The organism is Streptomyces sp. NPDC042259, assembly GCF_055582085.1.
Window position 1 is genome coordinate 911049 of record NZ_JBVJDW010000002.1, and the last position, 25761, is coordinate 936809.

18 protein-coding genes are annotated in these 25761 nt (G+C 74.5%); 3 read left to right on the forward strand and 15 right to left on the reverse strand.

Features of this window, described 5'->3' with window-relative positions; genetic code table 11:
- Positions 1–333: 333 nt before the first annotated feature.
- Positions 334–3615 (reverse strand): bifunctional cytochrome P450/NADPH--P450 reductase, encoded by a 3282-nt coding sequence (locus ACZ6MA_RS08425; RefSeq protein WP_469432072.1) that lies wholly within the window; start codon positions 3613–3615, stop codon positions 334–336.
- A 226-nt stretch (positions 3616–3841) separates the two neighbouring features.
- Here ACZ6MA_RS08425 and ACZ6MA_RS08430 point away from each other — a divergent pair, with 226 nt between their 5' ends.
- Positions 3842–4528 carry a helix-turn-helix transcriptional regulator gene (locus tag ACZ6MA_RS08430; protein WP_469432074.1) on the forward strand — a complete coding sequence of 229 codons (687 nt, stop codon included), beginning with the start codon at positions 3842–3844 and terminating at the stop codon, positions 4526–4528.
- On the opposite strand, the gene ACZ6MA_RS08435 is transcribed toward ACZ6MA_RS08430, so the two are convergent.
- Positions 4474–5166, reverse strand: coding sequence for a (2Fe-2S)-binding protein (locus ACZ6MA_RS08435; protein ID WP_469432076.1), 693 nt, complete (start codon positions 5164–5166; stop codon positions 4474–4476). The two genes, ACZ6MA_RS08430 and ACZ6MA_RS08435, sit on opposite strands and share 55 nt — an antisense overlap.
- Positions 5167–5400: 234 nt before the next feature.
- Between ACZ6MA_RS08435 and ACZ6MA_RS08440 the strand changes: the two genes are divergently transcribed.
- A complete protein-coding gene (locus tag ACZ6MA_RS08440; protein ID WP_469432078.1) occupies positions 5401–7737 on the forward strand; it encodes a GH92 family glycosyl hydrolase in 2337 nt (778 codons plus the stop codon).
- An 89-nt stretch (positions 7738–7826) separates the two neighbouring features.
- Positions 7827–9269, forward strand: a complete 1443-nt coding sequence (locus tag ACZ6MA_RS08445) for an amino acid permease (protein WP_469432080.1) — start codon at positions 7827–7829, stop codon at positions 9267–9269.
- A 5-nt stretch (positions 9270–9274) separates the two neighbouring features.
- Here ACZ6MA_RS08445 and ACZ6MA_RS08450 read toward each other — a convergent pair whose 3' ends face one another.
- The 13 genes from ACZ6MA_RS08450 to ACZ6MA_RS08510 form a co-directional block, all read right to left on the reverse strand.
- Positions 9275–10141, reverse strand: a complete 867-nt coding sequence (locus ACZ6MA_RS08450) for an Fpg/Nei family DNA glycosylase (RefSeq protein ID WP_469432081.1) — start codon at positions 10139–10141, stop codon at positions 9275–9277.
- Positions 10142–10176: 35 nt separating this feature from the next.
- On the reverse strand, positions 10177–11361 hold the full coding sequence (locus ACZ6MA_RS08455) for an FAD-dependent monooxygenase (RefSeq protein WP_469432083.1): 1185 nt from the start codon (positions 11359–11361) through the stop codon (positions 10177–10179).
- Positions 11362–11465: 104 nt separating this feature from the next.
- Entirely contained in the window at positions 11466–13931 is a 2466-nt protein-coding gene (locus tag ACZ6MA_RS08460) for an excinuclease ABC subunit UvrA (protein ID WP_469432085.1), read from the reverse strand.
- Positions 13932–14364: 433 nt separating this feature from the next.
- Positions 14365–15849 (reverse strand): ABC transporter ATP-binding protein, encoded by a 1485-nt coding sequence (locus ACZ6MA_RS08465; RefSeq protein ID WP_469432086.1) that lies wholly within the window; start codon positions 15847–15849, stop codon positions 14365–14367.
- Positions 15846–16655, reverse strand: a complete 810-nt coding sequence (locus ACZ6MA_RS08470; protein ID WP_469432088.1) for an ABC transporter permease — start codon at positions 16653–16655, stop codon at positions 15846–15848. Before ACZ6MA_RS08470 ends, ACZ6MA_RS08465 begins: the two co-directional genes overlap by 4 nt.
- Complete coding sequence (locus ACZ6MA_RS08475; protein ID WP_469432090.1) at positions 16652–17635, reverse strand: ABC transporter permease; 984 nt, start codon at positions 17633–17635, stop codon at positions 16652–16654. Before ACZ6MA_RS08475 ends, ACZ6MA_RS08470 begins: the two co-directional genes overlap by 4 nt.
- Complete coding sequence (locus tag ACZ6MA_RS08480; RefSeq protein ID WP_469432092.1) at positions 17632–19200, reverse strand: ABC transporter substrate-binding protein; 1569 nt, start codon at positions 19198–19200, stop codon at positions 17632–17634. Before ACZ6MA_RS08480 ends, ACZ6MA_RS08475 begins: the two co-directional genes overlap by 4 nt.
- 133 nt (positions 19201–19333) lie before the next feature.
- The gene (locus tag ACZ6MA_RS08485; protein ID WP_469432094.1) at positions 19334–20119 is read right to left on the reverse strand and encodes a class I SAM-dependent DNA methyltransferase; all 786 of its coding nucleotides are present in this window, start codon (positions 20117–20119) and stop codon (positions 19334–19336) included.
- Entirely contained in the window at positions 20116–21366 is a 1251-nt protein-coding gene (locus ACZ6MA_RS08490) for an MFS transporter (RefSeq protein ID WP_469432096.1), read from the reverse strand. The genes ACZ6MA_RS08485 and ACZ6MA_RS08490 overlap by 4 nt, the downstream gene beginning before the upstream one ends.
- A complete protein-coding gene (locus tag ACZ6MA_RS08495; RefSeq protein ID WP_469432098.1) occupies positions 21350–22486 on the reverse strand; it encodes a dipeptide epimerase in 1137 nt (378 codons plus the stop codon). Before ACZ6MA_RS08495 ends, ACZ6MA_RS08490 begins: the two co-directional genes overlap by 17 nt.
- Positions 22483–23571 (reverse strand): PLP-dependent cysteine synthase family protein, encoded by a 1089-nt coding sequence (locus ACZ6MA_RS08500; RefSeq protein ID WP_469432099.1) that lies wholly within the window; start codon positions 23569–23571, stop codon positions 22483–22485. The genes ACZ6MA_RS08495 and ACZ6MA_RS08500 overlap by 4 nt, the downstream gene beginning before the upstream one ends.
- A complete protein-coding gene (locus tag ACZ6MA_RS08505; protein WP_469432100.1) occupies positions 23568–24389 on the reverse strand; it encodes a Rossmann-like domain-containing protein in 822 nt (273 codons plus the stop codon). Before ACZ6MA_RS08505 ends, ACZ6MA_RS08500 begins: the two co-directional genes overlap by 4 nt.
- Entirely contained in the window at positions 24386–25642 is a 1257-nt protein-coding gene (locus ACZ6MA_RS08510) for an ATP-grasp domain-containing protein (RefSeq protein WP_469432101.1), read from the reverse strand. Before ACZ6MA_RS08510 ends, ACZ6MA_RS08505 begins: the two co-directional genes overlap by 4 nt.
- Between the last annotated feature and the right edge of the window lie 119 nt (positions 25643–25761).

The following is a 25761-nucleotide window of genomic DNA, read 5'->3' on the forward strand; positions in this document are numbered from 1 at the left end:
TTCAAGCTTTTGGGTCAGGGGGGTGGTCCCCTAGAGTAAAGTATGTGGACGAGGGGGGTTCCTTCGTCTGGGAGGTGGTTTTTGTCCCCCCCGGTGGGGGGGTGGGGGGGGGGGGGGGGGGGGGTGTTCCCCCCCCCCGCGCCCGTGGTGCCCGCCCCCGCCGGGGCCACCGTCGTGGCCAGTGCCGCCGCTGCCGCCACCGCGACCATTCCCGTACGCGTGACTGCGCGCATGTCCCCCACCGCTTTCGTTCTGTTGTCGCTGTGCCCGGTGTTGCTGTTACGAACGAGGAGCAGGGTACGGGAGTTGTTCGGGTGGCGGGGGCGGGGGTGGTCAGGCCGCCCCGTAGACGTCCTCGACATAGCGGCCGGTCTCGGTCAGTTCGCGCAGCCAGGCTTCGCAGCCGTCGGTGTCCGCGCCCGTCCGGCGGCCGTACAGCTCGCGCAGGGCCGCGCGGACACCGGGTGCCATCCGGGATCCGTCGCCGCACACGTGGACGCGGGCCCCGGCCTCCAGCAACGACCAGACCTCGTCCCCCTCGGCGGCGATGCGATGCTGGACGTAGCGGATGCCCTCCGCGCCGCCGGGGTGGGGCCGGGCGCTGAACGCGGGCCGCAGGGAGACCGCTCCGGCGTCCTGGGCGGCGTGCAGCTCGGCCGCGTGCAGGAAGTCCGCTTCGGGGTCGTCGCAGCCGAAGTACAGCAGCGCGGGGCCGAGTTCGGCGCCGGACGCGAGGAGGACACGGCGGTCGGCGACCGCGCCCCGGAAGGGGGCCAGACCGGTGCCGGCGGCCACCATGATGACGGGGGTCGCCGGCTCGTGCGGGATGCGGAAGCCGTCGCGGCAGGGCTGGACGCGGGCGAGGACGGTGTCGCCCGGCCGGAGGGCGGCGAGGTGACCCGAGCCGGTCCCCCGGTATTCGCCCCTGCCGGAGCGGGCGGGGGCGCGCAGCACGGAGACCATCAGGTCGACGTGGCCGGCCCCCGAGGCGGCGGGTGCGGAGGAGATGGAGTACATCCGGGGCCGCATGGGCGCCAGCAGATCGAGCACGGCCGCCGGTGTGAGGGTGCCGCGCAGCGCGGGGTGGTCCTCGATCAGGTCCAGGAGGGTGCGCGGGCCGTCGGCGGGCAGGGCGCGCAGGGCGGCCTGTTCGGGCGGACAGGGGTGGTGTGCGGCGAGGGCGGCGAGCTGCCGGGGGGTGGGCCGGTCCTGCAGCTCGACGTGGTGGGTGAGGATCTCCCGTACGGTCAGCGGCCGGTCGATGGGCAGGGTGCCGGGGCCCGGCCGGGCGGGGCGCACGGCGAGGACGGTGTCCGCGTCCAGGCCGAGGACGTGCGCGGCGCGGGCGACGAGGTGCGGGTCGTTGGCGGGGAGCACGGCGAGGTGGTCGGCGGTGCGGTATTCCACCCCGTCGGGGAGGGCGAGCCGCAGGAAGTGCTTGGCGCGCGGGTGGCCGGGGCCGGTGAGCGGGTACGCCTCGGTGACCGTCATGGGCACCATGCCGTGCCGGTCGGCGAGCGCGGTGAGCGGGCCGCCGGTGACCTCGGTGACGGTGTGGGCGGGCCCGTCGGCGTCGGCCGGCTCCGGGTGCGCGCCCGCCGACGCCGGGTCGCCGTGCCGTTCCAGGAGCGCCCGCCGCAGGTCCTGGGCGAAGTCCTGGACCGCTCCGGCCAGATCGCCCGAGGCGTCGGCCTCGGCGCGGGGTAGCAGACGGGTGGCGCCGAGTGCGGCGAGCCGCTCGTCGAGGAGGGTGGGCACGCGCTGGTAGGTGGCGGCCCAGTTGCGGTCGCCGACCCCGAGGACGGCGTAGCTCACCCCGGTGGCGGCGCCCGGGGCCGCCTTCTCGGCCCACCGGGCGAAGGCGGCCGCGTCGTCCGTCGGCCGGCCGTTGTAGGAGGCGGCGACGATGACGACGGGCGTGTCGGCGGGCAGGGCGCCGGCGTGCGCGTCGAGCGGGGCGACGGTGGTCTCGAAGCCGAGGGCGGCGGCCTCGTCGGCGAGGTTCCGGGCGAAATCGCGGCAGGTGCCGTAGTTGCTGCCGTGCAGGACGAGCAGTCCGGTGCCCTGGCGGGCGCGGGTGGGCCGGCCGTCGGCCTCGCCCGCGTCCGGGCGCGGGGCGGGGGTGGTGCGGCCGGGCAGGGCGGCGCGGACCCCGGCCCGGTCGGCGGGGGTGCGGCGGGCGAGGGTGAGCGTGAAGCCGTCGGGCTTGAGGGTCAGCGTCTCCTTGATCCGCAACCGGTATCCGCTGTGGTCGATGAAGCGGTAGCGGTGCACCAGCAGTCCGAGCAGCATGGTGGCCTCGTGCAGCGCGAACTGCCGTCCGATGCAGGCGCGTTCGCCGGTGCCGAAGGGCTTGTAGGCGTGCGGTGAGCGGGCCGCCTCCGCCTCGGGGGCGAACCGGGTCGGGTCGAACAGCTCGGGGTTGTCGCCCCAGACGGCGTCCCGGTGGAGCAAGGGTGTGAGGACGGTGACGCCCTGGCCCGCGCGCAGCGGGTAGCGGCCGCCGAGGAGCGTGTCCTCGCGGGCCTGGCGGCTGAACGCGGCGGCGGTGGGCCACAGCCGCAGCGCCTCGCTCAGCACCTGCCGGATCCAGCGCAGCCGTCCGACGTCCTCGAACGTCGGCTCCGGGTCCTCGGTGTCGCCCCACAGCTCGTCCGTCTCGCGCTGGGCGAGGCGCAGCGCGACGGGGTCCTTCAGGAGGTGGTGGAGCGCGAAGGACAGTGCCCCGGAGGTGGTCTCGTGCCCGGCGATGAGGAAGGTGATGACCTGGTTGCGGATGTTGGCGAGGTCGAGGGTGGTGCCGTCCACCGGGTGGGGGGCGCCGAGCATGAGGCCGAGGAGGTCGTCGGTGCCGTTGTCGCCGGAGGCGGTGCGGGCGCTGATGACGTCGTCGACGACGGCGGCGAGGAAGGCGGCGTCCGCCCGGAACGCCTCGTCCTCGGCGCTGTGGTCGCCGCCGGGCGCGCGGCCGAGCGCGTTCATGCTCCAGTCCAGGCAGCGGACCATGGCACCGACGAACGGGTGCGGCTCCTCGCGGGCGAAGGACTCGAAGTCGTAGCCGAACCCGGCGAGGCCGATGGTGTCGAGCGTCATCCGGGTCATGTCCTCGGGAACGTCGACGGGTGTGCCCCGGCCGAGCCGGGTGTCCCAGGAGGTGATGAGGCGGCGGGCGACGCGCAGCATGGCCGGGTGGTAGGCGCGCATCGACCCCAGGGCGAAGGCGGGCATCAGGATGTCGTGGGCCTTGCCCCAGTTGGGTTCGTCGTTGTACGCGGTGAACAGTCCGTCGGCGGCGAACTCGCGGACGTTCTCCAGGGCCGGGCCGACGTATTTGGTGAAGCGTTCCTCGTCGGCGAGTTCGGTGACCAGGTCGAGCGAGCTGACGAAGAGGGTGTCGAGGCCGTTCAGCCTGCGCCGGAAGACCGGGCCGTGGCGGCGGGCCAGGCGCATCGCCTGCTGGACGGGCGTGGCGCCGGCGCCGACGGCGGAGATGTCCACCACGGGGACGGTGTCGTCCCCGGTGCCGGAGGGCCCGGTGCCGGGCCCGGTGCCTGACGGCTCGACATGTGCGGCGGGCAGGGCGTGCGCGGGCTGCGCGAGGATCGCGTGGGTCATGCGACCAGGCTGACCGCCCCGCCGGGGGGTGCCCTCGGGGGTGACTGCATGATTGTGCAGTGGTCCCCGGCGTGTCGCTCTTGCGCGTGAGCACGCCGAGGCCGTATCCGGCGGATCGAGTGAGCGTGCGCCGCGGGCCCGTGTCGTCCGCACGACCGCGGGGCGCTCGCCGCCGGACGCGACCCGGGACCCGCGAGGAGCACGGTACGAGCGGAAGGGCCCGGGCATGAGCAGTGACGAGTACATCGCCTGGCGCAACCACTTCCTGCTGCTGCTCGACCGGATACCGACGCCGATCGCCGTCTGTCGCGCGGACGGTGAGATCACGGTGGCGAACCCGGCCATGGCCGCCGAGTGGGGCGCGGTCCCGGGGCGGCTGCGGGGCCGCAACGTGCTGGACCTCTTCCGGCCGCGCGCCACCGCCCAGCTCGACCGGCTGGGTGAGGCGCTGCGGCTGGGCCATCGCTCCCGCTACCGCGTCGAGGTGTGCTGGCTCCCGGTGGGCGCGGACGGGGTGGAGCGCGAGGGCGAGCTGCTGGTGGACCCGGTCGGCGAGCCGTCCCCGACGTATCCGATGCTGCTGGTGGTGCTGCGGGTGCGCTCACCCGGGCCTCCGGTGCCCGAGGTGCCACCGGAGGCCCGGGTGAGCGAGGTGGAGGCCCGGATCCTGGCGCTGGCGGCCTCGGGGGCCACGACGGCCGCCGTGGGCAAGGCGGTCGGGCTGACCGTGGACGGGGTCAATTACCATCTGGCCCGGCTCACCCGGCGCTGGCGGGTGCCGAACCGTACGGCGTTGGTGGCCAAGGCGTATGTGCTCGGTGTGCTCTCCCCCGGCCGGTGGCCGCCGGAGCCGGCCGGTCAGCGGGTGCGCAGCACGCAGTCGCCGCACATGCCGCCGGAGGGCACCCGGTAGTACAGACAGCAGCCGCGGCGCCGGAAGGACGGGCCGTCGCCCATGGTGAGCGTGCCGGTGTCGCGCAGCAGCGGGTCGTCGAGGAGGGCCCGGGTGAGGCCGACGGCCCGGGCCGCGTCCTCGGGCCGTCCCTGTGCGAGGCACCAGGTGTGCAGGACGCGCAGGGAGCCCACGAGGGAGGAGGACGCGTTGCCCCACAGCAGCCGTCCGGAGATGGGGACGGTCGCGCGGGTGAGGTGGTGCAGACGGGCCAGCCGGTCGTGCAGGACGCTCGCGGCGATCAGTGGCGCGGCGTCGGTGCCGGGCAGCAAGGTGACCGGGCCGTGCAGCCGGAGGTCGTCGGGGGCGGTCCGGGCGGGGTGCCAGCTCAGCGTCGGGCCGGTGAGGTCGGGGACGCGCCCGGTGAGCACGGCGGAGCCGAGGGCGATCGAGAGCAGCCGTCCGGCGATGCCCTGGAAGGCGACGGAGGCGGCCACTTTGCGGTCCGTGGTGCCGAGCCGCCCGGCGACGGTCGCCACCCGCTCCCGTACGGCCGGTCCGGCGAGGGGCAGCCAGCCCGGTCCGGGCGGCCCGTCCGGGTCGCCGTCGGTGCGCAGGGCGAAGAACGGCCCTACGGAGGCGAGGTCGCCGAGATGCATGGCCGGGTGCGCCTTCCTCAGTCGGTCGTGCGGCCGCCGGGGGCCGCGCCCATCAGTATCAGAAGACGGCCCCCGGGACACCGGCGGGGTGAGGGCCCGTCAGCCCGGGCCCGGCACCGGCGAGGACGTGGCCGACACCACGCCCATCACCCGGCGCATCCTTGACAGCCTTCCCGCCCCCCACGAGCCTCGACCTGACAACGATGTCATCGGAACATGTGAGGGACGTGGACGATGAGATGGACCGAACACCGGCGGCCGCGCACCCTGGCGGCCGTGCTCGCCCTCGCGGCGATGCTGGGCGGTACCGCACTCGTACCCGCTCCGGCGGCCCCGAAGGCCGAGCGCCTCACCGACCTGGTGAACCCGTTCATCGGCACCCAGAACGAGGGCAACACCTTCCCCGGCGCCTCGGTGCCGTTCGGCATGGTGCAGCTCTCCCCCGACACCGGGCACAGCACCGGCTACGACTACAAGGACGACCGGATCCGCGGTTTCAGCGCCGTGCACCTGTCGGGGGTCGGCTGTGTCCTCGGCGGCGACCTGCCCGTCATGCCCACCACGGGTGAGGTGGCGGAGACCGACTACGCGCGCTACGCCGCGCGGTTCGCCCACGAGGACGAGCGGGCCCGCCCCGGCTACTACCGGGTCGCCCTGAAGACCGGCATCACCGCCGAGCTGACGGCGGGTGCCCGCACCGGTCACCAGCGCTACACCTTCCCCGCGACGGACAAGGCCAACGTCCTGCTCAACGCCGGGCAGTCACTGCACAGGACGGTCTCCACCACCGTGGAGATCCTGGACTCCCGCACCGTGCGCTCCACCATCACCGGCCGGGGCTTCTGCCGGGACACCCGCCCGTACACCCTGCACACCCTCACCCGTTTCGACCGCCCCTTCACCGCCTACGGCACCTGGAACGGCGGGACGGTCACCGACCGGTCCAAGCACTCCACGTCCAACGGGCGCAACGGCGCCTGGGTCCGTTTCGACACCACCACCGACCGGGACATCGAGGCCACCACCGCCGTCAGTTACGTCGACGCGGCGGGCGCGGCGGGCAACCTCACGGCGGCGCCGGGCGGCTTCGACCGCACGGCCGCGGCCGCCCGCGCCGCGTGGGAGGAGCGGCTGCGCTCGGTACGGGCCGTGGGCGGCGGCAAGGCCCTGCGGCGCACCTTCTACTCCGCGCTCTACCGCTCCTTCCTCACCCCCAGCATCGGCAGCGACGCCGACGGCCGCTACACCGGCTGGGACCAGCGCACCCACCGCGCCGAGGGCTTCACCTACTACCAGAACTGGTCGCTGTGGGACACCTACCGCACCCAGGCGCAGCTGCTGGCGCTGCTCGCGCCCGGCGAGGCGCGGGACATGGCGCTGTCGGTGCTGCGGATCGACACCGACAGCGGCTGGCTGCCCAAGTGGGGCTACGCCACGGTCGAGACGAACATCATGACCGGGGACCCCGTGACGCCCTACCTCACCAACGCCTACCAGCACGGGCTGCTGACGGGGCACGAGGAGGAGGCGTACCGGGCGCTGCGCAAGAACGCCGACGGGGTGCCCCCGGCGGAGTCCCCGCAGGTGGGCCGGGAAGGCAACGCCGAGTACGTGCGGGACGGGTTCATCCCCTTCCGGCCGGACGCGCCCGAGCGCAAGCCCGGCGACTCCGACTACCGGCAGGCCGCGTCGGCCACCTTGGAGTACGCGCTCTCCGACGCCGTGCTCGCGGAGATGGCCCGGGGGCTCGGCCACCGGGAGGACGCCGACCGTTACGCGGCCCGCTCCCGCAACTACCGGAAGCTGCACGACCCGGCCACGGGCTTCTTCCGCCCCCGGGACGCGAGCGGCGCGTTCACCGGGTCCGCCGACCCGGCGAAGAGCCCCGGCTTCCACGAGGGCACGGCCTGGCAGTACCAGTGGCTGGTGCCGCAGGACCTGCCGGGCATGGTGGCGCTGATCGGCGGCAAGGACGCGGCGGACAAGCGGCTGGACGCGTTCTTCGCGTACGACAAGCTGCTCGCCGACCCGGCGCGGACCGCGCGCGAGGTGTGGGTCAACGGCCCCTACGCCTACTACAACGCCGACAAGTACAACCCGCAGAACGAGCCGGACCTCATCGCCCCGTACACCTATCTGTCCCTGGGCAAGCCGTGGAAGACGACGGACGTGGTGCACGCCGCGCTGACGCTCTTCACCGACGCGCCGACCGGGATGACGGGCAACGACGATCTGGGCACGATGTCGGCGTGGATGGTGCTCTCCGCCATCGGGGTGTTCCCGGTGCAGCCGGGCGCCGACGTCTGGGGGCTGAGCACCCCGGTCTTCGACCGCGTGGACCTGCGGCTGGACCCGCGCTGGTATCCGCGCGGCGGCTTCACGGTCACCGCGCCGGGCACCTCGCCCACCGACCGGTACGTCCAGTCCGCGCGGCTGGACGGGAAGCGGCTGGACCGGACGTATCTGACGGTCCGGGAGATCCGCGGGAGCCGGCGGCTGGACTTCGGCGTGGGCGACGCCCCCTCCCGCTGGGGCACGGCGCGCGGGTCCGCGGCGCCCGCCATCGGATGAACCCTCGGCCGGGCGCGGGGCGGCACCTTCCTTCGCCGCCCGCGCTCGGCCATCATGACCCGCCGTCAGCGTCGACGAGAGGACACGAGATGGCGGGGCTCCGGCAAGGCGTACTGCGCCGCAAACCGATCGAGCACATCGAGGAGGCGGAGACGGCCGAGGGCGGTGGTCCCTCCCAGCGGCTGACCCGGACACTGGGCCTGTGGCAGCTCACGGCGATCGGTGTCGGCGGCATCATCGGCGCCGGCATCTTCAGCCTGGCGGGCACCATCGCGAACGGCACGGCGGGCCCGGCCGTGCTCGTCTCCTTCCTGATCGCGGGCGTGGCGAGTGCCGCCGCCGCCTTCTCCTACGCGGAGTTCGCGGGGCTGATCCCGCGCGCCGGGTCCGCCTACACCTACGGCTATGTGGTGCTCGGCGAGATCGGCGGCTGGTTCATCGGCTGGGACCTGCTGCTGGAGTACACCGCGATCGTCGCGGTCGTGGCGATCGGCATCTCCGGGTACATCAACTTCCTGCTCGGGGAGGCCAACGCGGAGCTGCCCGCGTGGATGCTCGGTGCCCCGGGCACCGGGGACGGCCACCGGGTGGACCTGTTCGCGGCGGTGCTGTGCCTGCTGATCGCGTATCTGCTGACCATGGGCATCAAGAACGCGGCCCGCTTCGAGACCGTGGTCGTGGGACTGAAGATCCTGGTGGTGCTGCTGGTCGTCGTGGTGGGCTTCTTCCATGTGAAGTCCGACAACTACACCCCGTTCTTCCCCTTCGGGGTCAGCGGCGCGTTCACGGGGGCGGCCACGGTCTTCTTCGCGGTGTTCGGGTACGACGCGATGTCCACGGCGGCCGAGGAGTCGAAGGACGCGCAACGGCACATGCCGAAGGCGATCATGTACTCGCTCGCGGTCTCGATGGTCCTCTACGTCCTGGCGTGTCTGGTGCTCACCGGCATGCAGCCCTACAAGGAGATCGACAAGGAGAGCGGCTTCTCCACCGCGTTCAAGTCGGTGGGGCTGACCGGCATCGCGGACGTCGTCGCGGTGGGCGCCATCATCGGCATCCTCACGGTGATGTTCACGTTCATGCTCGGGGTGACCCGCGTGTGGTATGCGATGAGCCGTGACGGGCTGCTGCCGAAGTGGTTCGCGAAGACGCACCCGACCCGGCACGTGCCGACGCGGGTGACATGGATCGTCGGCATCGCCTCGGCGGCGATCGCGGGCTTCGTGCCCATCGGCGAGGCGGCGGAGCTGACCAACATCGGCATTCTGCTCGCCTTCGCGGTGGTGTGCACGGCGGTCATCGTGCTGCGGCGCAAGCGGCCGGAGCTGCCGCGCGGCTTCCGCTGCCCGTGGGTGCCGTTCGTCCCGGCGGTCGGGGTCGCCGCGTCGATCTGGCTGATCACCTATCTGGCGTGGCAGACGTGGCTGCGGTTCGCGGTGTGGTTCGCCGTCGGGCTGGTCGTGTACTTCACGTACTCCTACCGCCATTCGGAGCTGGCCAAGGAGGGCCGGGCGGCCGGACGGGCGGACTGACGCGGCTATTTCAGCAGGCGGGAGAGCCTCCGGTCCGCCAGAGGCTTCCCGCCGGTCTGGCAGGTGGGGCAGTACTGGAGGGAGGAGTCGCGGTAGGACACCTCCCGGATCGTGTCCCGGCAGACCGGGCACGGCTGTCCGGTCCGGCCGTGCACCCGCAGGCCGCTCTTCTTCTCCGCCTTCAGCTCCCCGGCGGCGTGCCCGCGCGCGCGTTCCATCGCGTCGCGCAGGGTCGCGCCGAGGGCCGTGTAGAGGGCGGCGGTCTCCTCCTCCGTCAGGCTCGCGGCGAGCTTGAAGGGGGACATGCGGGCGGCGTGCAGGATCTCGTCGGAGTAGGCGTTGCCGATGCCGGCGATCACGCTCTGGTCCCGCAGGACGCCCTTGAGCTGCCGGCGCTCCTCGCGCAACAGCCCCGCGAAGACCTCCAGGGTGAAGTCCGGTGCCAGGGGGTCGGGGCCGAGCCGGGCGATGCCCGGCACCTGGGAGACCTCACGGACGCAGTACACGGCGAGCCGCTTCTGGGTGCCGGCCTCGGTGAGGTCGAAGCCGTCCCCGGCGGGGCCCGCGAGGCGGACCCGGAGGGCGAGCGGCCCCTTGCCGGGGCGCGGCGGGGCGTCCGGCAGCGGGTCCCGCCAGCGCAGCCAGCCCGCGCGGGCGAGGTGGAAGACCAGACGGGGGCCGTCGGTGCCGACATCGAGGAATTTGCCGTGCCGGCGCACCTCGGCGACCGTACGGCCCTCCAGGTCGGTCAGCGGCGGGTCGTAGGTCTTCAGGACGCTGACCGCCAGCGGCAGCACGCGTTCGACCGTCCGGCCGACGAGGTGCTCGGTGAGGAAGGCCGCCAGCGCTTCGACCTCGGGCAGCTCCGGCATGCTTCCAGTCTGCCGCAGCGGGTCGGGGCGGCAAGTCAGCGCACGGTCGCCGCCCAGTCGACGCGGTAGTCGGTGAGCCAGGTGCTGCCCCCGGCCGAGTCCTCCGCGATGCGGCGGGCGACCTCGGCGTCGCGCGCCCGGCGCTCCTCGACGGTGGGCGACGGGCGGCCCGCCATGCCGGCGCTGAGCGCGACGGCCCGCTCGACGCGCGCCCGGCGCAGCCGCTCGTACCCGGCGAAGGCACGCTCCGGGCCGGGGAGGTCGCGCAGACAGCGGGCGAGGACGACGGCGTCCTCGATGGCCAGGGAGGCGCCCTGCGCGGCGTTGGGCGCGGTGGCGTGGGCGGCGTCGCCGATGAGGACGGCGCGCCGGCCGTGCCAGACGCGCGTGGTGGGGATGTCGTAGGCGTTGCTGCCGACGATGGCGTCGCCGGTGGCCGCGGCGATGGCGGCGGCGGGCGTGCGGTCCTCGGCGAAGGTCTCGACGACGCGGCTGCGCCAGCGGGCCGGGCCGACCGCGAGGCCGTCGGGGGGCAGCTCGGCGCAGGGGATGTTCGCGAACCAGTAGGTCGTGCCGTCCGGTGCGGTGGCGCAGCCGAAGAACCCCCGCCGCCCGTAGATCATGCGGTAGGTGTGCGGCGGGGCGGGGTCGGCGGCGTTCCGGGTGCGGCCGCAGACGGTGAGCTGGCCGGTGTGCCGGGGCGGCGGTGCGGCAGGGTCGAGGAGGGTGCGGGTGCGGGAGTGTATGCCGTCGGCACCGACGAGCAGATCGCCCTCGGCGCGGGTGCCGTCCGCGAAGGAGGCCACGATTCGCCCGCCCGGGGTGGTCGTGGTGTCGACGAGGCGCTTGCCGTAGGCGATGGGGATGCCACGGCGGACGGCCTCGTCGCGCAGGGCGCGGTAGAGGGCGGCACGCTGGAGGGTGCGGGGGCTCAGGGTCTTGTCCCCGGTGCCCGCGAGGGGCCGGGCGCCGAGCGGTTCGCCGGTGTCGGAGAGGAACTCCACCGTCTCGGCGGGGAAGGAGTGCTCGATCACGGGCGCGTCGGCCTCGATGCTCCGCAGCGCGGCCAGTCCGTTGGCGAAGAGGATGAGGAACGCCCCGAGGTGGTCGGCGCCGGTGGGATACGCCTCGTACACGCTCGCGTCGAAGCCGGCTTTGCGCAGCGCCATCGCAGCCACGGGCCCGGCGATGCCGCCGCCGATGATCAGAGCGTGCGCCATGGTGCTCCGTTCCGACGTCTCACCTGCGGTCGAACGCGTGACCACGAGCTTAGCGGGCCGGGGGCGTCGGGCTCCAGACCGCGTGCCGCCCGGCCCGGGGCCCGTCAGCCACCGGTGCGCAGGGCCGCGGCGAGGTAGGGGGCGGTCACGCTGCCGGCGGTCGCCGCCACGTCCCGCGGCGGGCCGGCGGCGACGATCCGGCCGCCCCCGGCACCGCCGCCGGGCCCGAGGTCGAGAACGTGGTCGGCGCCGGCGGCCACCGACATGTCGTGTTCGACGACCACCACGGTGTTGCCCGCGTCGACCAGGCCGTGCAGCTGGCGCAGCAGCAGTTCGGTGTCGGCGGGGTGCAGTCCGGTGGTGGGCTCGTCCAGCAGGTACAGGGTGTGCCCGCGGTGGGTGCGCTGGAGTTCGGTGGCGAGTTTGATGCGCTGCGCCTCCCCGCCGGACAGTTCGGTGGCGGGCTGGCCCAGGCGCAGGTAGCCGAGGCCGACGTCCTTGAGCGTCCGCAGGCCGCGCAGCGCGGCGGGCACGTCGGCGAGGAAGCCGGCGGCCGCGTCGACGGTCATGTCGAGGACGTCGGCGATGGTCGCGCCCCGGTAGGTGACCTCCAGCGTCTCGGGGTTGTAGCGCGCTCCCCGGCAGGCCGTGCAGGGGGCGTACGTGCCGGGCAGGAAGAGGAGTTCGACGGCGACGAAACCCTCGCCCTGGCAGACCTCGCAGCGTCCGGCGGCGACGTTGAAGGAGAAGCGGCCGACGGTGTAACCGCGGGCGCGGGCGTCGTCCGTCGCCGCGAAGACCTTGCGTACGGCGTCGAACAGGCCGGTATAGGTGGCGAGGTTGGAGCGCGGCGTGCGGCCGATGGGCCGTTGGTCGACCCGGACGAGCCGGTTGATCGCCGCGAGCCCCTCGACGGCCTCGACGGCCGGGCCGGAAGCGGTGTGCTCGTCGTCCTCCGCGTCGGCGCCCGCGCCGACGCGGTCGCCGACGACCTCCGCGAGTACCTGGCTGACCAGCGTCGACTTGCCCGATCCGGAGACACCGGTGACGGCGGTGAAGACCCCGAGCGGGAACGCGGCGTCGAGGGCGCGCAGATTGTGCCGGGTGATGCCGCGCAGCAGCAGCACGCCGGAGGGGGTGCGGGGTGCGCGCGGGGCCGGCGGGGCGGCGTCGGGGAAGACGAACCGCCGGGTCGCCGACTCCGCCACCTCGGCGAGGCCCGCGACCGGGCCGCTGTACAGCACCCGGCCGCCGTGTTCCCCGGCGTGCGGCCCGACGTCGACGATCCAGTCCGCGCGGCGCACGACGTCCATGTGGTGCTCGACGACGAACAGCGAATTGCCCGCGGCCTTGAGGCGGTCCAGGACGGTCAGCAGGGCGGCGCTGTCGGCGGGGTGCAGCCCGGCCGAGGGCTCGTCCAGGACGTAGACGACGCCGAACAGCCCCGAGCGCAGTTGGGTGGCGAGCCGGAGCCGCTGGAGTTCACCGGCGGAGAGGGTGGGGGTGGCGCGGTCCATGCCGAGATAGCCGAGGCCGAGTTCGGTGAGGACCTCGATGCGGGCGACGAGGTCCTTGGCGAGCGTCGCGGCGACGCCGTCGGGGTCGCCGTCGTCCGTGGCGGCCGGGCGCAGCACTTCCGCGAGCCCGGACAGGGGCAGCGCGGCGAGGGCGGCGATGTCGTGTCCGGCGAAGGTCACGGCCAGCGCCTCCGGACGCAGCCGCCGCCCGCCGCACACCGGGCACGGCCCGCTCACCAGGTGCCGTTCGGCGCGGGCCCGCAGCGCGGTGCTCTTGGAGTCCGCGAAGGTGTGCAGCACATAGCGTCGGGCGCTCATGTAGGTGCCCTTGTAGGGGCGTTGGATCCGTTCCGCGTCCCGCACCGGGTGGACGGTGACGACCGGCTGCTCGTCGGTGAACAGGATCCACTCGCGGTCGGCGCGGGGCAGCTCGCGCCACGGCCGGTCGACGTCGTGGCCGAGCGCGGCCAGGATGTCGCGCAGGTTCTTGCCCTGCCAGGCCCCCGGCCAGGCGGCGATCGCCCCGTCCCGGATGGACAGCGACGGGTCGGGGACCAGCGATTCCTCCGTCACCCGGTGCACCCGCCCCAGGCCGTGACACTCGGGACACGCCCCGGCGGCCGTGTTCGGCGAGAAGGCGTCGGAGTCGAGCCGCGCGGCCCCTTCGGGGTACGTCCCGGCCCGGGAGAACAGCATCCGCAGCGAGTTGGACAGCGTCGTCACGGTCCCGACGGACGACCGCGCCGTCGGCGCGGACCGCCGCTGCTCGAGCGCCACGGCGGGCGGCAGGCCGGTGATGTCCTCCACCTTCGGCGCGCCGACCTGATGGATCAGCCGCCGCGCGTAGGGGGCGACGGATTCGAAGTAACGCCGCTGGGCCTCGGCGTAGACCGTTCCGAAGGCGAGGCTGCTCTTGCCCGAGCCGGAGACGCCGGTGAAGACGACGAGGGCGTCGCGGGGGATGTCCACGTCGACGCCCTGGAGGTTGTGCACCCGGGCGCCGCGGACGCGTACGTAGCGGTCGTGCGCGGCGTCCGGGGCCGGGTCGTTCATGGGTCGTCTCCGCGGGTCGGCGCGTTTGCGTTTGCACGCCGATCTTAGGCGGGACGGCTCGCCTGGCCGGCGGTTCTTTGGCTGCGGGCCGGTTTGGCCGCCTGCGGCGGCGAGCGCCTCTCGCCTGGCCGGCGGTTCTTCGGCTGCGAGCCGGTTTGGCCGCCTGCGGCGGCGAGCGCCTCTCGCCTGGCCGGCGGTTCTTCGGCTGCGAGCCGGCTTGGCCGCCTGCGGCGGCGAGCGCCTCTCGCCTGGCCGGCGGTTCTTCGGCTGCGGGCCGGCTTGGCCGCCTGCGGCGGCGAGCGCCCTTCGGGCGCGTCCTCAATCGCCGGACGGGCTTGATGCGGCTGAGGTCGGCCAAAACCAGCCCGTCCGGCGATTGAGGACACCGCCGCGCAGCGGTGGTGCACCCGCCACGGCCCGCGGCGGGCGACGTTCAATCGCTACGAACGGCGACGATCTCGCCGTCGTCCAGGACCGCGACGCGCGTCGCGAGGGCCGCCGTGTCGAGGTCGTGGGTGATGAGGACGAGCGCCGGGCCGTCGGGTTCGTGGGGTAGGGCGGTCAGGAGGCGGAGGATGCCACGGCGGGTGACGTGGTCCAGCCCGGAGGTGACCTCGTCACAGATCAGCACCCGGGGGCGGGCGAGCAGTGCCCGTGCGAGCGCGGCGCGCTGGAGTTCGCCGCCGGACAGCCGGCCGGGCCGTCGCCCCACGTGTTCCTCGCCCAGGCCCATCCGGGCGAGAAGCGCGCGGGCCTCCTCCTCGGCCGCGTGCCGCCCGGTGCCGCGCAGGCGCACGGCCGTGCGGGCCACCTGGTCCAGCACGGGCCGGTACTCGTCGAAGGCGGCCCGCGCGTCCTGGAAGACGTATTGCACCGCCGCCAGTTGGTCACGGCCGCGCCGTCGCAGGCTGCGCGGCAGGGGGGAGCCTTCGAGGCGCACGACCCCGTCGTACGTGGCATGGAGCCCGGCGAGGCACCGGGCCAGGGTGGTCTTGCCGCTGCCGGAGCGCCCCACGACGGCCAGGCACTCGCCCGCGTGGACCGTCAGACAGACGCCGCGGAGCAGATCGCCGGTGCCCCGGTGGCGTGCGGTCAGGCCCTCGGCGGCGAGCACGGGGCGGGCCGCGACGGGCGGGACCGGGGGGACGGAACACGCCGTCCGCTCCTCCCCCGTCTCCGCGCGCAGGAGTTCCCGGGTCCACGGATGCCCGGGCGCGGCCCATACGTCCTCCACCGCCCCCGACTCCACCACCTGCCCCTCCCTCATCACCAGCACCTCGTCGGCCACGTCGCGTACCACGGCCAGATCGTGGCTGAGCAGCACGACCGCGATGCCCTGCCGGGCGACCGCGGCCAGTTCGGCGACGATCCGCCGCTTGGTGAGGACGTCCTGGCCGGTGGTCGGTTCGTCGGCGACGACGACCCGGGCGCCCAGCAGGAGGGCCTGCGCCAGCACGACGCGTTGCTGCTGGCCGCCCGAGAGCTGGTGCGGGTAGCGCGACAGGACCGAGGGCCCGTCGGGGAGTTGCGCCGACGCGAGGGCCGTCAGCACCCGTTCGCGCGCCGCCGCGCGGCGCGCCCGGCGGGGCAGGGAACGGACCCGGTCGTGGGCGATGTCGCGCAGGAGGGCGCCGACGCGGCGGGCCGGGTTGAGGACGGCCGCCGGATGCTGGGGGATGTATCCCACGAGGCCCTCGGCGACGTGTACGTCACCCGTGACCCGCGCGCCGGCCGGGTATTCGCCGAGCAGCGCCAGGCCCGTCGTCGTCTTCCCGCTGCCGGACGCCCCGACGAGGGCCGTGATCCGGCCGGGCCGGGCCGTCAGGTCCACACCGTCGACGAGGGCACGGCCGTCGATCTCGACCCGTAGCCCCCGGATCTCCGCCACGGCCTCGCCGTCCCTCGGTAGCGCGCTCACGGTCGCCCTCTCTTCTTCGCCCGTCCGGTCTTCTTCGCCAGTCCCGCGTCGAACAGCAGATTCGTCCCGACGGACAGGGCCACGATCAGCAGCGCGGGGACCACCACCGCCCAGGGCGCCACGAACAGCCCGGTGCGGTTGCGGTCGACCATCACCGCCCAGTCGGCGGTGTCCGCTTCGACCCCCACTCCCAGGAACGCGGCCGTGGCGACCAGGTACAGCGCGCCCGTCAGCCGTACGCCCGCGTCGGCGGCGAGGGTGCGCGCCATGGAGCGTCCGACGTATCCGGCGGCGATCCGCCACCGGGCCTCCCCTTGGACGCGCAGTGCCTCGACGGCCGGACGGGACGCGGCCTCGGCGGCCTGCGCGCGGACGATCCGGGCCGCGTCCGGCACGGTGACGAGGGCCACGAGCAGCGCGAGCCCGGTGGTCCCGGGTTCCAGGGCCGTCGCCACCAAGAGCACGAGGAGCAGCGACGGTACGGCCAGCAGCACGTCGAGGGGGCGCATCAGTGCCTCCTCCAGCCAGGGCCGGTGGGTGAGGGCGGCCGTGAGGCCCACCGGCAGGGCCACCAGGTATGCCAGGGCCGTCGCGGTCAGCGACACGAGGACGACGGACCGGCCGCCGAGCAGCACCTGCCGCCACACGTCCCGGCCCACGAAGTCCGTGCCGAGCGGGTGCCCGCCGCCGAGGGTGAACGACGTGCCGCGCGGCCCGGCCCCGCCCGCGAACCAGGGGCCCAGCAGGGCGAGGGCCAACGGGATCCCCACGATCACCGCGCCGTACAGGAAGCGGTGGACCCTCATGCCGCCACCCCCGCCCGGGGGGCGAAGCGCCGTGCGACGAGGTCGGCCGCCAGGTTGAGCACGACGGCGACCAGGCCGAAGACGACCGCGAGGCCCTGCACCACGGGGACGTCGCGGGCCGCGACCGCGTCCATGAGGACCGTGCCCAGGCCGGGTACGACGAACAGTGCCTCGACGACGATGACACCGCCGAGCAGCCAGTCGACGGTCCGGGCGAGTTGCTGGGCGGCGGGGGCGACGGCGTTGGGCAGGGCGTGGGCGTAGCGGACGCGGGCGCCGGAGATCCCGTACCGGCGGGCCTGGGCGGTGTACGGCGCGGCCAATGCGTCGATCATGCCGGCCCGTACGAGCCGGCTCAGGGAGCACACGGGGCGGGCCAGCAGCACCAGGACGGGCAGCACCAGCGCCGACGGGTGGGCGAGCAGGTCGCTCCCGTATCCGACGGCGGTGGGCGGCAGCCAGCCCAGGCGGAGCGCGAACAGGGTCACCAGCAGGATGCCGAAGGCGAATTCGGGCACCGCGTACACCGCGAGCGTCAGGGTGCTGACGGCCCGGTCCACGAGGCCGCCCTCGCGCCGGGCGCCCAGCACCCCGAGACCGACGCCGAGGGGGACCAGCAGCGTCACGGTGAGCGCCGCCAGCAGCAGTGTGGGCCCGAAGCCGTCGGCGAGGGCGGCGGTGACGGGTCTTCCGGAGGCGAGCGAGACCCCGAGGTCTCCGTGGAGCAGCCCGGTGGCCCACTCCGCGAGGCGTTCGTGCGCGGGCCGGTCCAGGTGCAGCGCCGTGCGGAGGGCCGCGATGCGGGCCGGGTCGGGGTCGTCGCCCGCCAGTGCCACGGCGGCGTCGCCCGGCAGGGCCTCGGTGAGCACGAAGACGAGCAGGACGACGGCCATGGTCTGCGCGAGGCCGAGCAGCAGCCGCCGGGCCGCCCAGGAGCGCCGGGGGGACGGCTTCGCGGGCGTGGGCGGGACAGCGGTCATGCCAGCCATACGGTGTCGAAGCGGGCCCAGTCCAGGGTGTTGGCCGGGGCGTCGGCGGCGACGCCCCGCACCCGGCGGCCGGTGCCGAGGATCCAGTCGGCGAACCCCCACACCAGGAATCCGCCCTCGGCGTGCAGTCTGCGCTGCATCCGCTCGTAGTGGGCGGTGCGCTCGGCGGTGTCCTTCGTCGACTGGAGGCGCTGGTAGAGGGCGTCGAAGTCCTTGTGCCGCCAGTGGGTGACGTTGGTGGTGGAGTCGGTGAGGAGGCGCTGGGAGATGTGCGACGCGATGGGCATGGCGCCGGAGCGGTAGCTGGCGAGGGTGCCGGAGTCGAGGATGTCCTTCCAGTAGCTGTCCTTGTTGCCGGTCCGTACCTCGATGGTGACGCCCGCCTTCCTGGCCTGGTCGCGGAAGATGCCGGCGGCCTCGACGAAGCCGGCGGCGACCGGCGAGGTGTCGAGGGTGACCTTCAGGTCCGGTACCCCGGCCCGCCGCAGCAGATGGCGGGCGCGGTCGAGGTCCTGGGTGCGCTGCGGGAGGCCGGCCGCGTAGTGGGCGTACCCCTTGCCGAAGAGGTCGTTGCCGGTCTCCCCGGCCCCGGACAGGGCGCCCTTGACGAGTTCGGCCCGGTCGGCGATGAGGAAGAACGCCTCGCGCACGCGGGGGTCGTCGAAGGGTGCCCGGTCGGTCTTCATCGCGAAGCCCTGCATGGCGCTGCCGCGCAGCCGTATGATCTCGATCCCGCTGCTGCCGCCCGAAGTGCCCTCGTGGACGCGGGCGGTGGTGGGGTGGAGTTCGTGGGCGTAGTCGACCTGTCCGCCGAGCAGGGCGCTCACCCGTGCGGACTCCTCGCCGGCGACGACGAACTCGATCTCGTCCAGGTGCGGGGCGCCCTCCCAGTAGGCGTCGTTGCGGCGGAAGACCGCCGAGCGGCCGGGTGCGAAGGACACGAAGCGGAAGGGGCCGGAGCCGACGGGCCTGTCGAACCGCTCGGTGCCCTGGGGGACGATGTACGCGCCGAACGCGGCGAGCACGTGGGGGAATTCGGCCGTCGGCCGCTTCAGCCGGAACTCGACGGTACGGGGGTCCACGGCCCGGCTCTCGGCGAGGTCGACGGGTTCCAGGGACGCCTTGGCGCGAAACGCCCTCTTGGGGTCGGCGATGCGGCGGTAGCTGTAGAGCACGTCCTCGGCGGTGACGGGTCTGCCGTCGTGGAAGACCGCGTCGCGCAGGGTGACCGTCCAGCGGGCCAGCCCGGAGTTCGGCTCCCAGCGGGCGGCCAGGCGCGGCCGGGCGGACATGTCGGAGCCGAAGTCGGCGAGCTTGTCGAACAGTGCCTTGGCGCGGGCGGCGTCGGCGAACAGGTTGCCGAGGTGCGGATCGAGCGTCTCGGCGGCACCACCACCGGCGAAGGCGGCCCGGAGACGGCCACCGCGCCGGGGCTTGCCGTTGTCCTTGCCGGACTTCAGGGCGGGTCCGCCGCCGCAGCCGGCGAGGGCGAGGGCGGCGGCGGTGCCGGTCGCCGCGAGGAAGCGGCGGCGGTCGAGGCCGGGGTGGTTGTGCATGGGTGCTCCTGGAGGTGGCTGACGGTGGGTGTCCTCAATCGCCGGACGGGCTGGATATTCCAGCCCGTCCGGCGTTTGAGGACCGGGGTCCGGGGCTTAGCCCCGGTTCGGGAAGGGGCGGGGTGGGGAAAAGTCAGGTCCGGCGGGCGACGACGTGCAGGCGATCGCCGTCCGCGCCGCCCGTCGGGGCCGGCCCTCCGGACCGCCACGGCGGATCCGTCCGCGGCCCCGGCCCGTCGTGCAGTTCCAGCACCTCGAAGCCGTGCGCTCCCAGCGCGTACCGCAGTTCCTGGGGGAACAGCAGTCGCCAGGCGGACCGCTGTTCCACCGGTGGCGATCCGTCGTCGGTCGTCCAGACGCGGCGCCGGCGCAGCAGTTGCGCGGCCCGGTCGATCCGCAGCCTCGTGACGTGGCGGTACGTCGTGCCTTGCCAGGTGAACGCTCCGGTCGCCGGTGCGTCCAGCAGTTCCGTGCGGCCCAGGAAGAACGCCCCGTTGCGCATCTCGGCGACGAGCAGTCCGCCCGGGGCGAGGGCCCGGCGGCACGCGGCCAGCAGCCCGTCGAGGTCGTCGTTGGTGTGGCAGTACAGCAGGGCGCTGTCCAGGCAGACCACGGCGTCGAACGCCTTCGCGCCGAGGTCGAAGCCGCGCAGGTCGGCGCGGAGGTACGCGGGGCCCGGGTGGTGGGTGCGGGCGTGGGCGAGCATCGCGTCGGACAGGTCCGCGCCGGTGACCTCGTATCCGGCCCGGTGCAGCCAGGCCGCGTCGCGGCCCGTGCCGCAGCCGAGGTCCAGGACGCGGGGACCGGCCGCGTGGGAGCGCAGGCAGTGCCGGGCCCAGCGCGCGGCCAGGTGAGCGGGGTCGGGGAAGCGGGCCTCGTACAGGGCGGGGTGGTCGGTGAGGAGGTTCGCGTGGGTCATCGCGGCGCTCCCACGGGTCGCGGCGGCAGGGCGCGCAGCCGGTGCAGCCGGGCGACGCCGCCCGCCGAGGCGAGGCCGAGGGCGAGGCAGCACGCCCACGGCAGCCACGCGGCCCCGGCGCCTCCGCCCGCGTCCATCGCCCAGCCGACGACGGTGTTGCCGACGGCCGCCGCGATGCCGGAGACGACGTAGAAGATCCCGAAGTAGGTGCCGGTCAGTTCGGGGCGGCCGAAAGCGGGGATGAGTTCCATCACGAACGGTTGCGCGACCATCACGCCGACGTACAGCAGCAGGGCACCGGCCAGCACGGGCAGCAGGCCGAGGGCCGCCCGGGCCGGGCCGCCCGGTTCACCGGCTCCCGCCACGGCCATGGGCGGCCCGAACGCGAGCCCCATCAGGGCGAGCCCCGCGCCGATCCACCGCGCCCGGCTGCCCCGGTCCTTGAGCGCGCGGGTGACGCGCAGTTGCAGGCCCAGGTTGGCGAGGGTGCCGACGAGGAAGACGATTCCCGCCGCGCCGTCCCAGCCGGTGGCCCGGCGGGCGCCGTCGGGCAGCAGGAGGTAGAGCTGGTTCTCCATGGTGAACATGCCGACCATGGCGAGCGAGAAGGCCAGGAAGGCCCGGTTGGAGAGGACCTCGCGCCAGTCGGCGAGTACGCTGCCGCCGGTGGGCGTCACCTCGCGGGCCGGCAGGACGAGCGCCTGGGCGACGGTCAGCAGGGCGAAGATGCCGGCGGCCGTGAGCGCGGAGGCGCGGAAGTCGACGAACAGCAGGGCGCTGCCCAGCAGGGGGCCGATGAGGGCGCCGGTCGTCGCGAAGACGTTGAAGAGGGCGAACGCCTCCGCCTTGCGCTCCCCCGCCTCCTGCGCGAGGTAGGCCCGTACGGCCGGGTTGAACAGGGCCCCCGCGAGTCCGCTGAGGACGGAGGCCGCGAGCAGCACCGGCAGCCCGTCGCCGAGCGCGAAGAGGGCGAAGCCGGCGGTGCGCAGCGCGCATCCGGCGATGATGACGCCGCGTGCCCCGAGCCGGTCGGCGGCCGAGCCGCCGACGAGGAACAGGCCCTGCTGGCTGAGGTTGCGGACGCCGAGGACGATGCCGACGACGGCCGCGGACATGCCGAGATCCTGGCCGAGGTGGGTGGCGAGGTAGGGGATGAGCAGGTAGAAGCCGGTGTTGACGCCGAGCTGGTTGACCAGCAGCAGGCGGATCGCGGGCGGGAAGCCGCGTATCTCATGCCAGGTGCGCACGGTGCGGTGTCTCCTTGGGCGGGGCGGCTATGCCGGGCGTGGTGGCGCCCGTGGTGGTCGTGGGTCCGGGGGCCCGCGACGGACCGGTCCGGTGCACGCCCAGGCCCGCGCGGTCGGTGGCGCGTACGGTTCCGTCGGTGCCGCCGATGCCCTGCCAGGGGTCGTGGGCGAGCAGCAGATGGCCGTCGAGGTCGATCCAGCGGGCCCGGTCGGCGAGGTGCACGGCGGGGGCGATGCCGAGCGAACTCGCCGTCAGGCAGCCGAGCATGAGGTCGGTGCCGCTGCCCTCCAGGGCCTGGGCGACGCGCAGTGCGGCGTGGGGGCCGCCGCACTTGGCGAGCTTGACGTTGACGCCGTGCACCCGGCCGGCGAGGCGGCGCGCGTCGTCGAGGGTGACGGCGTCCTCGTCGGCGATGACGGGCAGTGGTGAGGTGTCCGCGAGGCGGGCGAGTCCTTCGGGGTCGCCGGGGGCGGTGGGTTGTTCCACGGCCTCGACGCCGAGTGCGGCCAGGCGCGGCAGCAGCCGCTTGGCCTCGGTGGTGGTCCAGGCGCCGTTGGGGTCGATCAGAAGCCGCGCGTGGGGGGCTCCCTCGCGGACGGCCCGCACCCGGGCGAGGTCGTCGGCGGGGTCCGGCGAACCGGCCTTGACCTTGATGAGGGTGAAGCCGCTGTCCGCCAGGCAGCGGGCCCGCAGGGCGGCTTGTGCCGGCGAGGTGATGCCGATGGTGCGGGCGGTCGCGGCGACGGGCGGGGCCTGGGCGCCGAGCAAGCGGTGGGCGGGGGCGCCCGCGCGTTTGCCGACGAGGTCGAGCAGGGCCGCGTCGACGGCGGCCGTCACCGCGGGCGGCGTGTCGTGCGGCAGCAGTACGCCGTCCCGGGCCGCCTCCAGGGCGCTCTCCGGTGCGGCGAACCGGCCGAGTGCCACCGTCGCCCGGTGCAGCAGCCGCCCGAGGGTGGCGGCGTCCAGTCCGTAGTACACGCTGGTCACGGCCTCGCCGTGGCCGTGTGCCCCGCCGTGCTCGACGGACAGCCACACGGCGTCCCGGGCGGCCGTCACGGACCGGGAGATGCGCAGCGGCTCGGCGAGCGTCAGACGTGTGGTGTGCAGGGTGCTCTTCACGGGGTGCCTCCGCGGGGGGCGGTGGGTGCCGGGTCGCTGACGGTCGCGCAGCGGGCCCAGCCCGTGGCCTCCGCCGCGCGGGGGTGCGGGATCTCCACGGGCCGGGTGGCGGCGCCCGCGAGGTCGAGGCCGTGGGCGGTGGTGAAGTCGTCGTCGTAGAGGGTGCCGAGGTAGCGGTGCGGGCCGTCGGGGAAGACGGTGGCGACGACCGCGCCGGGGTGGACGCGGGCGGCCCAGGCCGCGACGAGTGCGACGGCGCCGGTGCTCCAGCCGCCGCTGACGAAGTTGGCGCGGGCCAGGCGCCGGCAGGCACCGGCCGCTTCGGCGGGGCCGACCCAGTGGACCTCGTCGAAGGCGTCGTGGGCGACGTTGCGCGGGTGGATGCTGCTGCCGAGCCCGCGCATGAGGCGGGTCCGCGCGGGCTGGCCGAAGATGGTCGAGCCGGTGGCGTCGACGCCGATGAGCCGGAGCGCGGGCCAGTGGCGGCGCAGGGGTGCGGCCACCCCGGCGCTGTGGCCGCCCGTGCCGACGCTGCAGACGAGGATGTCGAGGTGGTCGAGCGCCCCGGCCAGCTCTGCGGCGAGCGAGGCGTAGCCGGCGACGTTGTCGGGGTTGTTGTACTGGTCGGGCCAGTACGCATCGGGGTGTGCCGCCAGGACTTCGCGCAGCCGGGTCAGGCGGGCGGCCTGCCAGCCGCCCTCGGGGGCGGGCCGGTCGACGAGTTCGAGGCGGGCGCCGTAGGCGCGCAGCAGTTGCCGCATCGAGGGTTCCAGCTCGGTGTCGCCGATGAGGACGACGGGGTGGCCGAGGGCCTGGCCGGCGAAGGCGAGGCCGATGCCGAGCGTCCCGGAGGTGGATTCGACGACGGGCGCGCCGGGGAGGAGTTCGCCCCGCTCCCGGGCGCCCATGAGCATGGACACGGCGGCGCGGGCCTTCATGCCTCCGGCGCCGAGCCCTTCGAGCTTGGCCCAGAATCCGGGGTGCGGGAAGGGGAGTTCGGCGGTGACGCGGGCGAGTGGGGTCCGGCCGAGGAGGGTGAGGAGGTCGCGGTTGGCCGACGGTGCGGACAGCAGCGCGGGGGTCATGGGGTGCCTCCGTAGCGGTGGATCACGCCGGGTCCGCCGTCGAGCCAGAAGAAGGGGTAGGGCTCGGCGCACACCGCGCTGACGCCGGCGCCGAGCAGTCGGGGCAGGACGGCGCTGCCGGTCTGCGCGAACATCACGAGGGGTTTGCCGTGCCGGGCGGCGTGTGCGCGCAGTGCCTCGAAGGTGTTGTTGCCGAGGGTCATGCCGGAGGCGAGCACGGCGTCGCAGCCGGGGAGTTCGGCGAGCGCGTCGGTCCGGACGGGCTCGCCCCATTCGGTGGTGCCGCCCTTGAGGTCGCACGGCACGTAGTCGGCGCCCCGCGCCCGCAGGGCCTCCAGCAGGGAGTTGACGACGCCGACCACGAGGACGCGGCCGGGGGCGGCGCCCAGCAGGCCGACGACGCCGCGGGCCCGGGCCCGTGACTTGTGCAGCGAGCCGCCGGCGGGCAGCGGCCAGGGGATCGCGCCGTTGGCGGGGGTGTGCGGGGCGACGTGCATCAGGTAGGCGTCGAGGGCGGCCACGCGGACGGCCCGCAGGGGGTGGGCGAGGAGGGTGGCGACGCTCGCGCCGACGCATTCTTCGATGGCGGTGGACAGCGCGCCCGGCTCGACCGCGCAGGAGCCGACGGCTTCGTCAAGACGCAGGCTGAGTACCTCGTTGCGGTAGCCGCCGCCGCGTCCGTCGTGGCGGACGGCCTGGCTGGTGGTGAAGGCGACGCTGATCCGCGCGCGCCCGGGGTCGGGGCCGAAGTCGCCCGCGCGTACCCGCTGTTCGAGGTCGGCGAGGGAGGTGGCGAGCGGGATGCCGGTGACGGTCACGGCCGCACCATCCGGGGACGGAGACCGGCCAGGAGCCGCTCGGCGTGGTCGCGGGCGCCGGGCCCGTCGGGGTCGGCGGTCATGATGTGGCCGAGGTAGTCGTTGTTGCTGCCGCTCGCCTTCACGCTGGTGCCGGGGCGGGCGAGGTGGGTTTCCAGCACGCCGGGGGCCCCGTCGAGGCCGGCGGCCCCGTCGATGCTTTCCAGCGTGCCGGGCGCCTCGGGGACGAGGAAGCCGATGGCGGCGCTGCGCAGCCCGGTCTCGCGGACGGTCAGGTCGGGTGCGTGGCCGAGGGCGACGTCGACACAGGCGGCGGTGAGGTCGATGCCGGTGACGTGGCGGACGAGTTCGGTGATGCGGTTGCCGGCGGGGCGGGGGTTGACCTCGACGACGCGGGGGCCGTGGCCGGTGAGCTTGATCTCGGTGTGGGCGACGAGGTCGTCGAGGCCGAGGGCGTCGAGGGCGCGCAGCGCGGTGCCGGTGGCGGCCCGGACGGCCTCCTCGGGCAGGTCGGCGGGGAACATGTGGCCCGTCTCGATGAACGCGGGTGCGCCGCTCACGCTCTTGTCGGTGACGCCGACGACATGCGCCGTCCCGGCGAAGGAGACGGTCTCGACGCTGACTTCGGGGCCTTCGAGCAGCTCTTCGAGCAGGACGGCGGCCTCGCGTCGCTGGCCTCGGGCGTTGACGGGGAAGTCGGCGAGGGCGCGGTGGGCCCCGGCCAGCTCGCTCTCGTCGGCGACCTCGCGTACGTACATTCCGGCGCAGAGGTCCACGGGCTTGAGCACGAGGGGGTAGCCGAGGTCGCGGGCGGCCTCGGCGGTGGCCGCCCAGTCGGGGCAGAGCGCGAAGCGGGGGCCGGGCAGGCCGGCGGCGGCCAGGGCGCGGCGGGTGGCGTCCTTGCGGCAGGCGGCGGCGACGGCCCGCTCGGCGGGGCCGGGCAGTCCGAGGCGGGCGGCGATCCGGGCGGCGGTGGGGAGGTAGTAGTCGCAGGAGGTGACGACGCCGTCGAAGGGCAGGGCGGCGTGCAGCCGCTCGACGAGCGGGAGCAGCGTGCCGGGGTCGTTGGTGTCGGCGGTGACGACGTTCCGGGCGGCGAGCAGCGGATGGGCCGTGCCCTCGGGGGCGGCCCGCAGGTAGTGGTGGAGGTCGCGGGTGAGGAAGGTGAACTCGTGGCCGCCTTCGCGGATCGCCCGTGGCAGGAGTCTGCTCATCGATCCGACCCAGCTCTCGACCATCAGCAGGTGTCCCACAACTCTCCCTTGGGGTGGTGGTGTCCGAGGGCGGGGCATGCCGAGGAGAGCCCTCGGGGCCCGGGTCCCGTCTTGACTGAGCCCACACGTTATCGATAATCGTTTTCATTGTCATCTGC

Excerpts from the sequence above, each read along its gene's own strand:
- ACZ6MA_RS08480 (WP_469432092.1), bottom strand. The coding sequence starts at position 19,200 with ATGCACAACCACCCCGGCCTCGACCGCCGCCGCTTCCTCGCGGCGACC.
- ACZ6MA_RS08425 (WP_469432072.1), bottom strand. The coding sequence starts at position 3,615 with ATGACCCACGCGATCCTCGCGCAGCCCGCGCACGCCCTGCCCGCCGCA.
- ACZ6MA_RS08470 (WP_469432088.1), bottom strand. The coding sequence starts at position 16,655 with ATGAGGGTCCACCGCTTCCTGTACGGCGCGGTGATCGTGGGGATCCCG.
- ACZ6MA_RS08440 (WP_469432078.1), top strand. The coding sequence starts at position 5,401 with ATGAGATGGACCGAACACCGGCGGCCGCGCACCCTGGCGGCCGTGCTC.
- ACZ6MA_RS08430 (WP_469432074.1), top strand. The coding sequence starts at position 3,842 with ATGAGCAGTGACGAGTACATCGCCTGGCGCAACCACTTCCTGCTGCTG.
- ACZ6MA_RS08435 (WP_469432076.1), bottom strand. The coding sequence starts at position 5,166 with ATGCATCTCGGCGACCTCGCCTCCGTAGGGCCGTTCTTCGCCCTGCGC.
- ACZ6MA_RS08475 (WP_469432090.1), bottom strand. The coding sequence starts at position 17,635 with ATGACCGCTGTCCCGCCCACGCCCGCGAAGCCGTCCCCCCGGCGCTCC.
- ACZ6MA_RS08460 (WP_469432085.1), bottom strand. The coding sequence starts at position 13,931 with ATGAACGACCCGGCCCCGGACGCCGCGCACGACCGCTACGTACGCGTC.
- ACZ6MA_RS08485 (WP_469432094.1), bottom strand. The coding sequence starts at position 20,119 with ATGACCCACGCGAACCTCCTCACCGACCACCCCGCCCTGTACGAGGCC.
- ACZ6MA_RS08445 (WP_469432080.1), top strand. The coding sequence starts at position 7,827 with ATGGCGGGGCTCCGGCAAGGCGTACTGCGCCGCAAACCGATCGAGCAC.
- ACZ6MA_RS08450 (WP_469432081.1), bottom strand. The coding sequence starts at position 10,141 with ATGCCGGAGCTGCCCGAGGTCGAAGCGCTGGCGGCCTTCCTCACCGAG.
- ACZ6MA_RS08500 (WP_469432099.1), bottom strand. The coding sequence starts at position 23,571 with ATGACCCCCGCGCTGCTGTCCGCACCGTCGGCCAACCGCGACCTCCTC.
- ACZ6MA_RS08455 (WP_469432083.1), bottom strand. The coding sequence starts at position 11,361 with ATGGCGCACGCTCTGATCATCGGCGGCGGCATCGCCGGGCCCGTGGCT.